Genomic DNA, 12,788 nt, shown 5'->3' with positions numbered 1-12,788 from the left:
GGGGCGCGACCGCACCAGCGTTTGTCACGCCCGCTTCGGAGACAATGCATGCCACATACCTTTCAAGGCATGAGGGCCCGCCTCGGCCGTTTCGGCATCAAGGCGCGGCTGATCGCCGTGTCGGCGGTCTGGTTCCTGGGCCTCGGCGTCGTGGCCGCGTCCACCTACGCGGGGCTCGACCGGATGATGCTGGCCGAGGAGGAGGTGAAGGCCGCCGGCGGCGTCGCCGACAAGGCGCGCGCGGTGCAGGCCTCCGTGGCGGCGCTGATCGCCGACGAGCGCGACTTCCTCCTGGAGCCCTCCGCGGCGAGCGCCAAGGCGATGGCCGAGCGCCATGGCGAGGCGGTGGCGCTGGTGTCCGCGATGCGGGCCGACCCGGCGATCGCCGGCGACGCGGCCGTCGCCGACCTGGTGACCGCGCTGGAGCGGATCGGCGCGTCGATCGCGGACCTGACCGCCCTGCAGGAGCGCGTCGGCCACGACGGGGCGTCCGGCCTCGAGGGCGAGGTGAACGCGGCCTTCGCGGCGATCCGGACGGAGATCAACAAGGTCTCCAAGAGCGGCCAGAACCCGGCCACCGCGCGGGTGGTGCAGGCCTTCGCCCAGATGGGCCAGGCCCGGGCCGAGTTCGCCCTGACGGGAGACGACCTCGCCCGCGGCGGCTTCGACGCGGCCGCCTCGCGCCTGAGGCGGGCGGTGGACGGGGCGGAGATCCCGGACGACGCCAAGGCGCGGATCGCGGCCCCGCTCGCCGCCGCCGAGACGGCCTTCACGGCCTGGGCGGCCGCGGTCGGCGACCGGGTGCGGGTGGTGGACCAGATCGGTCTCGCGTTCGACCTGGTGGGACCGGCGACGCGCCAGATCGAGGCGGCCGCCGCCGCCCGGCAAACGGATGCGGAAGCGGCGCTCACCGCCGCGGAGAACCGGACCGTGGCGGTGCTCGCCGTGACGGTGCCGCTGACGGTGGCGGCGGGGCTCGGCCTGTCGTTCGCGATCGCGCGGGGCATCACCGGCCCGCTCGGCCGGCTGGAGGGCGCCATGGCGGATCTCGCCGAGGGCCGGCCGGTGGCCGACATCGCCGGCGTCGACCGGGGCGACGAGATCGGCCGCATGGCCCGCGCGGTGGCGGTGTTCCGGACCATGTCGGAGGAGCGCCGGCGCCTGGAGGCGGACGGCCGCGCCGCCGCCCTGGCGCGGACCCGCCGGCAGGAGGAGATCGACGCCGCCATCGCGGCCTTCAAGCGGGACGTGGCCAGCCTGACGACGGCGGTGGCCGCCACCATGGACGAGATGAACGCGACGGCGGGCACGCTCTCCCGGACCGCCGACGAGAGCGCGGGGCGGGCGGCGGACGCCTCCTCGGCGTCCGGCACCGCGTCGCGCAAGGTGTCGCTGGTGGCGGCGGCGGCGGAGGAACTGGCGGCCTCCATCGGGGAGATCGGCGCCCAGGTGGCCCGCACCACCGCGATCGTGGCAGACGCGACCGAGCGGGCGCGCCGGACCAACGACACGGTCACGAGCCTTGCGGAAGCCGCCGGCCGGGTGGGCCAGGTGGTGACCCTGATCCGGGGCATCGCCGAGCAGACCAATCTTCTCGCCCTCAACGCCACCATCGAGGCGGCCCGGGCGGGAGCGGCCGGACGGGGCTTCGCCGTGGTGGCGAGCGAGGTGAAGACGCTGGCGAGCCAGACCGCCCAGGCGACCGGCGACATCTCGGCCCAGATCTCCGGCATCCAGGCGAGCACCACCGAGGCGGTGGCGGCCATCCAGTCGATCGCCGCCATCATGGAGGACGTGAACCACACGACCGCCGCCATCGCGGCCGCCGTGGAGCAGCAGGGCGCGGCGACCGGCGACATCAGCCGCAACGTCCAGGACGCCGCCTCGGAGACGCAGGTGGTGACCGACAACGTGGCGTCCGTCTCCATGGCGCTCGGCGAGACCAACGAGACCGCCGCGGAGGTGGGCCGCGCCGCCGCCTCGGTGGTCGATCGCACCCGCGACCTCGACGCCGCGATCGGCCGGTTCCTGGCGGCCGTGGCGGCCTGACGGCCCGAGGAGGGCGAAGCGCCCGGCCGACGCCGGGCATTCGTCAGCCCCCGCGACGACGTTCTTCATCCGCCGGCGCTCGCGCCGGCGGACTTTCTCGTTGGTCGGGAGGGGCGCCGGGCCGGGCCGGCGGTCAGCCGGCGGTGGCGGCGGACGACGCGCCGATCAGGGCGTGGTGCATGGCCACGTAGAGGTCGCGCGGGGAGAAGGGCTTCGGCACCACGGGCCCGCCGCTCCACCCGGCCTCGCGCAGGCGCGCCGGAGACGGGAGGGCGGTGACGGCGATCATGGGCGGCGCGTCGTCGTCGAGGACAGCGGCGAGACGCCGCCGCACGTCCTCGCCGGTCTCGCCCGGCAGGGTCCAGTCGAGGCAGACGAGGTCCGGCCGCCGGCGGCGCACCTCCGCCTCGGCCTCCTGGCCGGACCCGACAGCGACCGCCTTCATGTCGAAGGACTCCAGGATGGTCATCATCAGGAGCCGGGTGACGAGGCTGTCGTCGACCACCAGCACGGACGTGCCGGCGAGGTCCGTGATGGCCCGCCGGCCCTTGAGGGCGAACCGACGCCGCAAGCGCCTGCGACCGCCGAGGCGGCGCTCGGACCGGGATTCGGACGACGCGGCCGGCCCGGGGCGGGCGGCCGCGGGCGCGACGGGCAGCCGGAAGGCCGCCAGGGCGCCGCCTTCGGGGCCGTCCTCCAGATGGAGCGATCCGCCGAGATCGGCCGCAAGGCGGCGCGCGATGGGAAGGCCCCGGCCGGAGCCCGGGCGGCCGGTGACCGGATCGGCGCGGCCGGGCGCGCCGGCCCGAAGGCCGGGACCGTCGTCCGCGATCTGGAAGACCACATCTCCGCCCTCCGGGCGGACGGCCATCACCACCCGGCGGGCGGCGAATTTCAGGCCGTTGGACAGGAGGTTGGCGAGGATCTGGCGCACGCGGGTCTCGTCCGCGGCCACGCTCGCCGGGAGGTCCGGCGCGACCTCCACCTCGATGGCGACGCCGGCGGCGGCGAAGAAGGGCGCGTAGAGGGCCGCGACGGAGCGGGCCAGCTCGGCCGGAAGGACCGCTCCGGCGGAGACGCCGACCGCTGGATCCCGCCCGGCGGCCTCGCCGATGCCGTCCACCAGCGCCATCAGGTGACGGCCGGCAAGCTGGATCAGGTCCACCACGGGGCGGGTGGCCGGGTCGAGGTCGCGGGCGAGCAGGAGGTCGCTGAGCGCCAGCATCGCCCCCAAGGGACCGCGCATCTCGTGGGCGAGGTCGTCCAGGCACGCCGGTCCGGTCGCGGCGGGCGGCGACCCGGCGGCGGGCAATGGGTTCCGGCGATGGTCCGTGCGGGTGGAATCGTCCATGGCGGCCATGATGCCGGACCAGGGTAAAGGCCGCGTTTACCCCGCGCCGTCCGGCCGGGCGACCAGCCGCGACCTCAGCTGCCGCGACATCACCAAGCGCGACTGAACACGTTCGCCGCCGCGCCGGGGAGAGCGGGCGCGCGCGGACCGGCCGGGGCCGACCATCCAGGGAAGCGGGGAAGCGTGAAGCGAGGGAGTGTGGTGCCGCTGACCCGACTCGAACGGGTACGCCTTTTGGGCGGTTGATTTTGAGTCAACTGTGTCTACCGATTCCACCACAGCGGCCTGCCTCCTCCTATAGCGGCTGTGGGACGCCAAGAAAAGGCCGCGGGGCGCGGTGGCACGAGGTCTTCGGCAGAAGATCCCCCAGAGACATCATGGGCAGGGCGACATGGCCTCCATCTCGCCCTGCCGATGGACCGCTCAGTTCTCCAGCGCGGCCGTCTTCTGTCCGGTGTCGCTGATGAAGACCTGATCGCCGATCCGTTCGATCGTCATGGTCGTCTCAGGTTCGCCGACGGCGCCCGGAACCGCGATCGTGAGCCGTTGGCCTTTGACAAGCGTCGTCACGAAGCGCACAGGCAACTGATCGTCACCGGACGATAATGTCGTCACCATCTGATAGCCACCAGGCTCGGCTGTATAGTATGTGCTGCCGGTGACCGTGCCCAGCATAACACTCTTGCCATGCAGAGCTTTCAATTCTCCAGAATAGGCCGCTCCGGACACTGCGCATGCGGCAACGAAAGTCGTCATAAAAGTATGGGTAAGCATATCGCCCTCCTATCGGGCTAGCCAATTACAGTATTGAGCATGCTCCCATATACTTTGGTCGACAAGGCTTTGAATGGCGATTTTTACCGTACAGGAAAATTTAGGCCTGCAATTTAGAACTCGGTGGCTGCCGGACTCGCCGTTCAGAAAAAAGATGCCACCTTTACCCTGTTTTCTACCCTGCGCATCGGAAGGAATTTTCAAGACTCAAGCCTTAGCCGTGCTGTTACGGGCCGAAATCCACCTCTCATCGATCCGCTGACAGGTATTCGTCGAAACGAAATCCAGGAACTCTGGATGGAAGCTTGAATCGGCTCGGGGCTTGCGTGAAACCCACCCGGCCGGCATCGGAGCCGGCGCGCGCCGGCTCGTGGCATTGCCGAGAGGCGCCGCGATGCCGTCCAGACGGTCGGCCGGCGTCCTCAGGACCAGAAGGACCGGCGCCGGGAGGGCCGGGACGGCAGGACGCGGGCGAGCCCGGTCCGGTCCGCCAGGGTCCTGCGGGGCGGCTTGCGGCCGACGAGATCGGCGACGCGCCAGCGCCGGGTGGCGGCGCCGACCAGGTAGCCCGCGCCGATGGCGAGGAGCGCGCTCGCGGCGAGGCCGATCACCTCCCGCTGACCGGGCGAGCGCCAGCCCCCGTCCACCCCGTCCGACCGGGCGGGCGGCTGGTAGAGGGTGCCGTCCGACCGGGATACCGGCCGGGCGCGCCGGAAGGAGAAGTCCATGAACCGGGCGAGGATGCGCGCGTACCAGGTTGGCGCCAGCGCATGGGCGAAGCGGATGGCCTGCACCTCCGGTCCGACCACCACGGTGGGGCGAGGCCGCCCAGCCGTGCGCACCACCGCCTCGGCGACGGCGCGCGGGTCGTGGGATCCGGGCGGCACGGCGAGGCGCCGGCCCACGTAGTTGGCCCCATGGGCGATGCCGGGCGTGTCCACGAAGGACGGATAGATGTCGCAGACGTGGATGCGCTTGTGCACGGCGAGCTCGGCCCGCAGGGCCTCGGAAAAGCCTCTCAGCCCGAACTTGCTCGCCCCGTAGGCCGCCGCGAAGGGCGTGGACGCGAAGCCGCCGACCGAGATCATGTTGATGAAGATGCCGTGGCCCTGCTCGATGAACACCGGCACGACCGCATGGGCGTCGTTGATGTGGCCGAGAAGATTGGCGCGGATCACCCGCTCGTGGGCCTCGATGGGCGTCTCGTGAAAGCGCCCGACGGCGCCGATGCCCACGTTGCTGAACCAGACGTCGATGCGCCCGAAGGCGCGGAGCGCCTCGGTGACGAGCGCCCGGCAGGCGGCCGGATCGGTGACGTCGGTCGGCGCCACCACGACGGCGGCGCCGAGGGCCCGGCAGACCGCGGCCGCCTCGTCGAGACCCTCCCGGCCCCGGGCGGCGAGCACCAGCCGCGCGCCCTCGCGGGCGAAGGCCTCGGCGGTGGCGCGACCGATGCCGCTCGACGCGCCGGTGATGACGACCGTCCGTCCGGTCGTGGTCGCTTCGGCCATGCCGCTCCTCCTCGTCAGGGTCCCATGGGGCTGATGACGGTAACGGTGCCTGGGGCCGGGCGGTTCCTGGTCGTCGGCGGTGGTGGGTTTTCGCGCCCGAGGGCGGCAGGGTTTTCGCGCCCGAGGACGGGCGGGCGAGGAACCCGGGGGCGAACGCCCCTGTTAGGGACGGGACACCCGCAACGGCCCGCCACGGCTGTCCAGCCGCGCGCCGCCCCCTCGCCGACCCCCGACGGAGAGCCCCATGATCCTCGATCCGAAGAACGACGCCCCGAAGCCGCCGCAGCCCAAGCAGCAGCAGGACATGCCCGGGTCCACCACCGAGATGACCCCGAAGCCGGACCACGGCGAGGAGAGCTACAAGGGAAGCGGCAAGCTTGAGGGCCGCAAGGCGCTGATCACCGGCGCCGACAGCGGCATCGGCCGCGCGGTCGCCATCGCGTTCGCCCGGGAAGGCGCGGACGTGCTGATCTCCTACTACAACGAGCACGAGGACGCGAAGGAGACCGCCCGCTGGGTGGAGCAGGCCGGCCGGAAGGCCGTGGTGGCGCCCGGCGACATCAAGGACGAGGCCTTCTGCAAAAGCCTCGTGGGCCGGGCCGTTTCCGAGCTCGGCGGCCTCGACATCCTGGTCAACAACGCCGCCCACCAGGCGACGTTCGAGAGCCTGGAGGACATCTCCTCGGAAGAGTGGGACGTGACCTTCCGCACCAACATCTACAGCATGTTCTACCTGTGCAAGGCGGCCGTGCCGCACATGAAGGCCGGCGCGTCCATCATCAACACCACGTCGATCAACCACAAGAACCCGTCGCCGACGCTTCTGGCCTATGCGACCACCAAGGGCGCGATCGCCAACTACACGGCGGGCCTCGCCGGCCTTCTCGCCGACAAGGGCATCCGGGTGAACGCGGTGGCGCCGGGGCCGATCTGGACGCCGCTGATTCCGTCCACCATGCCGCCGGAGCAGGTGGAGAGCTTCGGCAAGAACACCCCGCTCGGCCGCGCCGGCCAGCCGGTGGAGCTCGCCTGCGCCTACGTGATGCTGGCTTCGCCGGAGGCGAGCTACATCACCGGCGCCATCATCCCGGTGACCGGCGGCCGCCCGATGCTGTGAGGGCCGCGAAGGCCTTCCGAACGCGAACGGCCGCCCGGAGGTGGCCGTTCGTTTCCGACGTCCCGCGAGCCTCGACCGTCATCCCGGCCTTCGCCGGGATGACGCCTGCCGAGCCTGCGCCCTCAGCCGTTGGCGATGTACTGGCCGCCGTTGATGGTGTGGACGGCGCCGGTGAAGAAGCCGGCCTGATCCGACGACAGGAAGACGCAGAGGGCGGCGATCTCCTCCGCCTTGCCGAGACGGCCGACGGGGATGGACTTGATGATGCCCTTCAGCACGTCCTCCGGCACCGCCGCCACCATGTCGGTGTCGATGTAGCCCGGGCAGATGCAGTTGACCGTGATGCCCTTGAAGGCGTTCTCCTGGGCGAGCGCCTTGGTGAAGCCGATCACGCCGGCCTTGGCAGCCGAATAGTTGGTCTGGCCCATTTGGCCCTTCTGGCCGTTGATGGACGAGATGTTGATGATGCGACCGAAGCCGCGCGACCGCATGCCCTCGATCACCGGCTTGGTCATGGTGAACATGCTGTCGAGGTTGGTGGAGAGCACCGCGCGCCACTGGTCGAACGACATCTTGTGGAACATGCCGTCCTTGGTGATGCCGGCGTTGTTGACCAGGATCTCCACCGGGCCGAGCTCGGCCTCCACCTTGGCGAGGCCTTCCGCGCAGGCCTTCTCGTCCGACACGTCCCACTGGTAGACGTGGATGCCGGTCTCGGCCTTGAACGCCTCGGCCTTCTCCACGTTGCCCGCGAAGGTGGCGGCGACTGTGTAGCCCGCGTCCTTGAGGCCCCTGGAGATGGCCGCGCCGATGCCGCGCGTGCCGCCGGTGACGACTGCAACCTTGCTCATGTCTCGCTCCCCGAAAAATGCCGGGCTGTTCGGCCGCGTCCTCGTCCGACGCGGTCCGGACCGCCGTGTGATGCTTGTTGGAAGACAGGCCGCCGCGCCTCCTCGCGTGGCGGCCCGGATGCCGGATCTCAGCGCTCGACGGTGAGGGCGACGCCCATGCCGCCGCCGATGCAGAGGGTGGCGAGGCCCTTCTTGGCGTCGCGCTTCTGCATCTCGTGCAGGAGGGTGACGAGGACGCGGTTGCCGGACGCGCCGATCGGATGGCCGATGGCGATGGCGCCGCCGTTCACGTTCACGATGTCGGTGTTCCAGCCCATGTCCTTGTTGACCGCGCAGGCCTGGGCGGCGAAGGCCTCGTTGGCCTCCACGAGGTCGAGGTCGCCGACCGACCAGCCGGCCTTCTCCAGCGCCTTGCGGGAGGCCGGGATCGGGCCGGTGCCCATGACGGACGGGTCGACGCCGGCGGTCGCCCAGGAGGCCACGCGGGCGAGCGGAGTGAGGCCGCGGCGCGCCGCCTCGGCGGCGGTCATCAGCACCACAACGGAGGCGCCGTCGTTGATGCCGGAGGCGTTGCCGGCCGTGACGGTGCCGTCCTTGGAGAAGGCGGGACGGAGCTTGGCGACCGCGTCGAGCGTGGTGCCGGCGCGGATGTACTCGTCGCTGTCGACGACGATGTCGCCCTTGCGGCCCTTGATGGTGAAGGGGACGATCTCGTCCTTGAACTTGCCGGCGGACTGGGCGGCCTCGGCCTTGTTCTGCGAGGCGACCGCGAAGGCGTCCTGCTCGTCGCGGGTGATCTGGTAGGCCTTGGCGACGTTCTCGGCGGTGGTGCCCATGTGGTAGCCGTTGAAGGCGTCCCAGAGGCCGTCCTTGATCATGGAATCGATAAAGGACATGTCGCCCATCTTGGTGCCGGCGCGCAGGTGCGCCACGTGCGGCGACAGGCTCATGCTCTCCTGGCCGCCGGCGACCACGATGGCGGCGTCGCCGTTGGCGATCTGCTGCAGGCCGAGCGCGACGGCGCGCAGGCCCGATCCGCACACCTGGTTGAGGCCCCAGGCGGTCGTCTCGATCGGCAGGCCGGCCTTGATGGAGGCCTGGCGGGCGGGGTTCTGGCCCTGGCCGGCGGTGAGCACCTGGCCGAGGATGACCTCGTCCACCTCGCCCGGCTCCACGCCGGCGCTTTCCAGCGCGGCCTTGATCACCGCCGCGCCGAGGTCGTGCGCGGGGGTGTTCGCGAACGAGCCGTTGAACGCTCCGACCGCCGTGCGCCTGGCGGCGACGATGACGACATCCGTGGACATGCCTGACCTCCCGATAGATTAGGTCCGTACGGGCAGCTGTCGTCCTCCGAAGGGACCCCCTCGCCGAACCGCCGCTCTCTTGCGTCGCACTACAGTTCGACGGCGGCGGTGCTGTCAACTCAGACGACCGGCCTATGGTCGCGGCACGACGTCTCCTCCGTTTTGTCGCATGCGCGTATTTCGCTACGACGAACGGCGCATCCGGGTGCGACCGGGGCCGTGCGAAACCTATGGCCGCGCCGCACAAAAGCTCCTAACATCGCTGGCGGGAGAGGTGTCCGGCCGCAAAGGACGGACGCTCGAGGACAAAGAACCCCAAGGGGGCACGATGAAACCGATGGCCAAGTCCGACGAGCCGACGATCATCAAGAAATACGCCAATCGGCGGCTCTACAACACGGGCACCAGTACCTACGTGACGCTCGAGGACCTCGCCGGCATGGTGAAGGGCGGCGAGGATTTCGTGGTGTTCGACGCCAAGACCGGCGAGGAGATCACCCACTCCGTGCTGACCCAGATCATCTTCGAGCAGGAGAACAAGGGTCAGAACCTGCTGCCGATCACCTTCCTGCGCCAGCTGATCCGCTTCTACGGCGACAGCATGCAGACCCTGGTGCCGAGCTACCTGGAGCATTCGATCGGCCAGCTGACCCGGGAGCAGGAGAAGTTCCGCCAGCAGCTCGGCCAGGCCTTCGGCGGCGCGGTCGCCTTCGAGGCCATGGACGAGACGATCCGGCGCAACACGGAGATCTTCGAGCGGGCGTTCCGGATGTTCCTGCCGTTCAGCGGCGACGCGGACGCCCAGGCGAAGGCCGAAGCGGCCACCAAGCCGGCGACGGCGCCGCGCTCGGACGACCTCGACGCCCTGAAGAAGCAGCTCGAGGCGATGCAGAAGCGCCTGGATCAGCTCGCCCCGGAGAAGTGAGCCGGGCTTGACCGACCGCGCGGGGCGGCCGACGCGCCGACCCGCCCGATCCGCCGTGGCCGGCGGATCCCGGTTCGCGGCGCCGCGCCTGAACGGCCGGTTCGCGCCGCGCCCGGTGGGCCGGCTCGCAGTAGGACTTCAGAACCGGACAGGCGGCGGAGCCGGGCGGCTCGCTGCGCTTTTCGACCCTGCTGGCGATTGCCCGCGTCAGCGCGCGGGCGACGGCCCGACCACCGGGGCGCCGGACAGGTGGCCCTGCAGCCGGGCGACGCCGCACGCGGCCAGCATGGCGGCCGCGTCCTCGCACTCCACCCCCTTGCCGACCACCACCGCCCCGGCGGCGGTGGCCGCCTCGACGATCGCCCGGATGACGGCTCGCGGGCCGGCGTGGGTGACGGCGGCCCGGACGAGCCCCGCCTCGATCTTCACCATGGCGACCGGAACCCTTCCGAACGCCTGCAGGCCCGCCGCGCCGACGTCGTCGAGGGCGACCGGACACCCGACGGCGGCGAGGCGGTCGAGCGCGGGGCGGAGGTTCCCGTGGTCGCCAAGGACGGCGGCCTCGGCGATCTCCACCGTGAGCCGGCCGGCGAGGCCGGGGGCCGCGGCTTCCTCCTCCTCCAGGGCGGCGAGCCAGCCGTCGCCCGCGAGGGTGGCGGCGGATATGTTGATCGAAACGCAGGCGGCCGGGTCGGCCCGAAGCACGGCGAGGGCGCGCCGCAGCATGGGACCATCCAGCCGGTCGGCGAGGTCGAGCCGGGCCGCGAGATCCACCACCGCGCGGGTGTCGGCGAACGCTCCGTCGGCGGCGCGGACCCGCGCCAGGGCCTCGTGGCCGACCACGGCGCGGGTTGCCGTCTCGACAACCGGCTGCCAGGCGACGGCGAGCCGCGCCTCGTCGAGGCCGTCCTGCAGGAGGCCGGCGAGGTCGAGGTTGCGGCGGCGGAGCCGGTCGCGCTCGGTGGAGGGCGCGTAGACGCGGACTTGACCGCGCCCGGCATGCCGGGCGGCGTCGAGGGCCTCCTCGGCGCGGCCGAGGGCGGCGTCGAGGTCCGGCGCGTGACGCGGCGCCAGGATGGCCCCGACCGACGCCGACACCCGGATCCGGGTCTCCGCGATGGCGACCGGCTCCTCGCCGACCGTGTCGCGGAACCGGTCCGCCGCGACCGCGAGGGCGGTCTCCGAGCAGTTGCGCAGCACGGCGCCGAACTTGTGGCCGGACAGGCGGCCGAGGATGTCGCCGCCGCGCAGGCGCCGGGCGATGCGCTGCCCGACCGCCTCGATGATCCGGTCGCCGGTCTCGAAGCCGAAGTGCCGATTCAGCCCGGCGAGATCGTCGAGCGCGATGATCACGAAGCCGAGGGTTCCCTGCCGGTCGCGGACCAGAGTGGAGAGATCCGCCGCGAGATCGGCCAGGAGATCGTCGCGGGAGACGACCGCGGATGCCGCCTTGGCGGCCGTCCGGTCGGCGGGGGCGTCCACCGGATAGAGGATGGCGGTTGCGCTCACCGGCCGCCCGGCGGCATCGACGCGCCAGCGGCCGCGCTCCTCGATGACGACGCCCGGGATCGGCGTGTCGCCCGCGCGAAGCCGGTAGCGGACGCAGTAGGTCCCCGATCGGTCGGCGCCGTCCGGGCCGGGGCCGAGGGCGGGCACGACCGCGGTCCGGGCGCCCTGGGTGTCCGGGGTGAACAGGCGGTGGAAGGCGCGGCCGGTGCCCGGCAGGCTGGCGGGGTCGATCTGCAGCACGGCGGCCGCGTTGTCGGAGAAGACGATGCGATCCGACGACATGGACCAGGCGAGCGAGGCGAACCCCGCTTCGGTCTCCAGCGTTGGGCTGGGATCGGCCGAAGTCTGGAAGAGCGATGAAGTCGCCGCGTGCATGCCACTCCCCGATGGATCGTCGACGGATCACCTCCGTCCGCTGTCCGTCCGAATTAGGCCGGCGGCTGTTAACAGGCGGCCAATGGCTCCGGCCAAGTCGGACAAAACCTTGGCCCCAGGCTTGCGATGGATGAGGATGATCAACCGATCCGTGCCGATCTGGCACAGATCCCCCGGATAGCGCGACGGCCATGCTGAACGGACCCCGCCCCATCACCGGATACGACCGCGCGGCCACCCCGACCGGCCGATCCGTGCCGCCCTCCGGGGCCGCGGCGGACGCCCGGCGGGACGACCGCCGGCCGAGCGCGCCGGCGCCGGGCCGGGCCCTGGTGGCCGCGGGCCCGCGCCTCTCGCACACGTCGCCTGTCCCAGCTGCGGGGGCCGCGCCTTACCTCACGCAGCTGCTCTCCGGCCGGTTCGTGGAGGCCGCCGAGGGCGAGCGCCGCGTCCGCCGCGACGCCCGGGGCGTCGCCCCGCGGGCGAGCGCCGCCTACCGGTCGGCGGACCGGCTGGGCAGCGACCTGGAGCCCGGCTTCCTCACCGAACGATCGGTCTGAGACCGGACCCGGTCGCCGGGGGAGCACCGTTCCGGGACAAGCTTGCCGCCGCCGTGCCGGATCGGGTCACGCGGCAGGACCGCGGCCCTCACCGTCACGGACGCAAAGAGCCGGCGCAGACGCAAAAAAGCCGGCGCGGGCGCCGGCTTCTTCACGAACTTGGCAGGATGTCGGCGGGCCTCCGAAGGGCCGGCGCCGGAGGCGGATCAGACCGTCTCCTTCGGCTCCAGGACCTGGCGGCCGCGATACATGCCGGTCTTCAGGTCCACATGGTGCGGACGACGCAGCTCGCCGGAGGTCTTGTCCTCCACATAGGTCGGCTGCTTGAGGGCATCCGCCGAGCGGCGCATGCCGCGCTTCGACGGGGACGTCTTTCGCTTCGGGACGGCCATGTCACAAACTCCATCGTCTCTCGGGTCGCCGGCCTGGCGCACGGCTTCGCCGCGGCGCCGGAGACGCTCT

11 protein-coding genes and 1 tRNA gene are annotated in these 12,788 nt (G+C 71.7%); 4 read left to right on the top strand and 8 right to left on the bottom strand.

The window, feature by feature from the left end; translation table 11 throughout:
* The first annotated feature begins 48 nt into the window (after positions 1-48).
* Complete coding sequence (locus HND91_RS00905; protein ID WP_181704635.1) at positions 49-2,049, top strand: methyl-accepting chemotaxis protein; 2,001 nt, start codon at positions 49-51, stop codon at positions 2,047-2,049.
* A gap of 133 nt (positions 2,050-2,182) precedes the next feature.
* Here HND91_RS00905 and HND91_RS00900 read toward each other — a convergent pair whose 3' ends face one another.
* The 4 genes from HND91_RS00900 to HND91_RS00885 all read right to left on the bottom strand — a co-directional run bounded on the left by HND91_RS00900 (position 2,183) and on the right by HND91_RS00885 (position 5,685).
* On the bottom strand, positions 2,183-3,409 hold the full coding sequence (locus tag HND91_RS00900; protein WP_181704634.1) for an ATP-binding response regulator: 1,227 nt from the start codon (positions 3,407-3,409) through the stop codon (positions 2,183-2,185).
* Positions 3,410-3,599: 190 nt separating this feature from the next.
* A tRNA-Leu gene (locus HND91_RS00895) sits at positions 3,600-3,685 on the bottom strand.
* A gap of 138 nt (positions 3,686-3,823) precedes the next feature.
* Positions 3,824-4,174 carry a hypothetical protein gene (locus HND91_RS00890; protein ID WP_181704633.1) on the bottom strand — a complete coding sequence of 117 codons (351 nt, stop codon included), beginning with the start codon at positions 4,172-4,174 and terminating at the stop codon, positions 3,824-3,826.
* 422 nt (positions 4,175-4,596) lie between these two features.
* Positions 4,597-5,685: an SDR family oxidoreductase gene (locus HND91_RS00885; RefSeq protein ID WP_181704632.1), complete on the bottom strand. Its 1,089-nt coding sequence runs from the start codon at positions 5,683-5,685 to the stop codon at positions 4,597-4,599.
* A 244-nt stretch (positions 5,686-5,929) separates the two neighbouring features.
* On the opposite strand from HND91_RS00885, the gene HND91_RS00880 reads away from it, so the two are divergent.
* Positions 5,930-6,802, top strand: coding sequence for an SDR family oxidoreductase (locus HND91_RS00880; RefSeq protein ID WP_181704631.1), 873 nt, complete (start codon positions 5,930-5,932; stop codon positions 6,800-6,802).
* Positions 6,803-6,924: 122 nt separating this feature from the next.
* Here HND91_RS00880 and phbB read toward each other — a convergent pair whose 3' ends face one another.
* Both phbB and HND91_RS00870 read right to left on the bottom strand, forming a co-directional pair.
* Positions 6,925-7,653 (bottom strand): acetoacetyl-CoA reductase, encoded by a 729-nt coding sequence (gene phbB, locus HND91_RS00875; protein WP_181704630.1) that lies wholly within the window; start codon positions 7,651-7,653, stop codon positions 6,925-6,927.
* 128 nt (positions 7,654-7,781) lie between these two features.
* Positions 7,782-8,957, bottom strand: a complete 1,176-nt coding sequence (locus HND91_RS00870; RefSeq protein ID WP_181704629.1) for an acetyl-CoA C-acetyltransferase — start codon at positions 8,955-8,957, stop codon at positions 7,782-7,784.
* Positions 8,958-9,294: 337 nt separating this feature from the next.
* Between HND91_RS00870 and phaR the strand changes: the two genes are divergently transcribed.
* Entirely contained in the window at positions 9,295-9,882 is a 588-nt protein-coding gene (gene phaR / locus HND91_RS00865; RefSeq protein WP_181704628.1) for a polyhydroxyalkanoate synthesis repressor PhaR, read from the top strand.
* 207 nt (positions 9,883-10,089) lie between these two features.
* On the opposite strand, the gene HND91_RS00860 is transcribed toward phaR, so the two are convergent.
* Complete coding sequence (locus tag HND91_RS00860) at positions 10,090-11,766, bottom strand: EAL domain-containing protein (protein ID WP_181704627.1); 1,677 nt, start codon at positions 11,764-11,766, stop codon at positions 10,090-10,092.
* A 191-nt stretch (positions 11,767-11,957) separates the two neighbouring features.
* Between HND91_RS00860 and HND91_RS00855 the strand changes: the two genes are divergently transcribed.
* Positions 11,958-12,326, top strand: coding sequence for a hypothetical protein (locus tag HND91_RS00855; RefSeq protein WP_181704626.1), 369 nt, complete (start codon positions 11,958-11,960; stop codon positions 12,324-12,326).
* A 206-nt stretch (positions 12,327-12,532) separates the two neighbouring features.
* Here the strand turns inward: HND91_RS00855 and rpmF are convergent, their stop codons facing one another.
* Positions 12,533-12,718 (bottom strand): 50S ribosomal protein L32, encoded by a 186-nt coding sequence (gene rpmF, locus HND91_RS00850; RefSeq protein ID WP_181704625.1) that lies wholly within the window; start codon positions 12,716-12,718, stop codon positions 12,533-12,535.
* Positions 12,719-12,788 lie beyond the last annotated feature (70 nt).

The sequence above is a fragment of the Chthonobacter rhizosphaerae genome (genome assembly GCF_013839525.1).
Lineage (GTDB): Bacteria > Pseudomonadota > Alphaproteobacteria > Rhizobiales > Pleomorphomonadaceae > Chthonobacter > Chthonobacter rhizosphaerae.
Note: the sequence above shows the minus strand (reverse complement) of the source record. Positions and strands in the feature narration are given on the sequence as shown.

Excerpts from the sequence above, each read along its gene's own strand:
- HND91_RS00905 (WP_181704635.1), top strand. The coding sequence starts at position 49 with ATGCCACATACCTTTCAAGGCATGAGGGCCCGCCTCGGCCGTTTCGGC.
- HND91_RS00900 (WP_181704634.1), bottom strand. The coding sequence starts at position 3,409 with ATGGCCGCCATGGACGATTCCACCCGCACGGACCATCGCCGGAACCCA.
- HND91_RS00890 (WP_181704633.1), bottom strand. The coding sequence starts at position 4,174 with ATGCTTACCCATACTTTTATGACGACTTTCGTTGCCGCATGCGCAGTG.
- HND91_RS00885 (WP_181704632.1), bottom strand. The coding sequence starts at position 5,685 with ATGGCCGAAGCGACCACGACCGGACGGACGGTCGTCATCACCGGCGCG.
- HND91_RS00880 (WP_181704631.1), top strand. The coding sequence starts at position 5,930 with ATGATCCTCGATCCGAAGAACGACGCCCCGAAGCCGCCGCAGCCCAAG.
- phbB (WP_181704630.1), bottom strand. The coding sequence starts at position 7,653 with ATGAGCAAGGTTGCAGTCGTCACCGGCGGCACGCGCGGCATCGGCGCG.
- HND91_RS00870 (WP_181704629.1), bottom strand. The coding sequence starts at position 8,957 with ATGTCCACGGATGTCGTCATCGTCGCCGCCAGGCGCACGGCGGTCGGA.
- phaR (WP_181704628.1), top strand. The coding sequence starts at position 9,295 with ATGGCCAAGTCCGACGAGCCGACGATCATCAAGAAATACGCCAATCGG.
- HND91_RS00860 (WP_181704627.1), bottom strand. The coding sequence starts at position 11,766 with ATGCACGCGGCGACTTCATCGCTCTTCCAGACTTCGGCCGATCCCAGC.
- HND91_RS00855 (WP_181704626.1), top strand. The coding sequence starts at position 11,958 with ATGCTGAACGGACCCCGCCCCATCACCGGATACGACCGCGCGGCCACC.
- rpmF (WP_181704625.1), bottom strand. The coding sequence starts at position 12,718 with ATGGCCGTCCCGAAGCGAAAGACGTCCCCGTCGAAGCGCGGCATGCGC.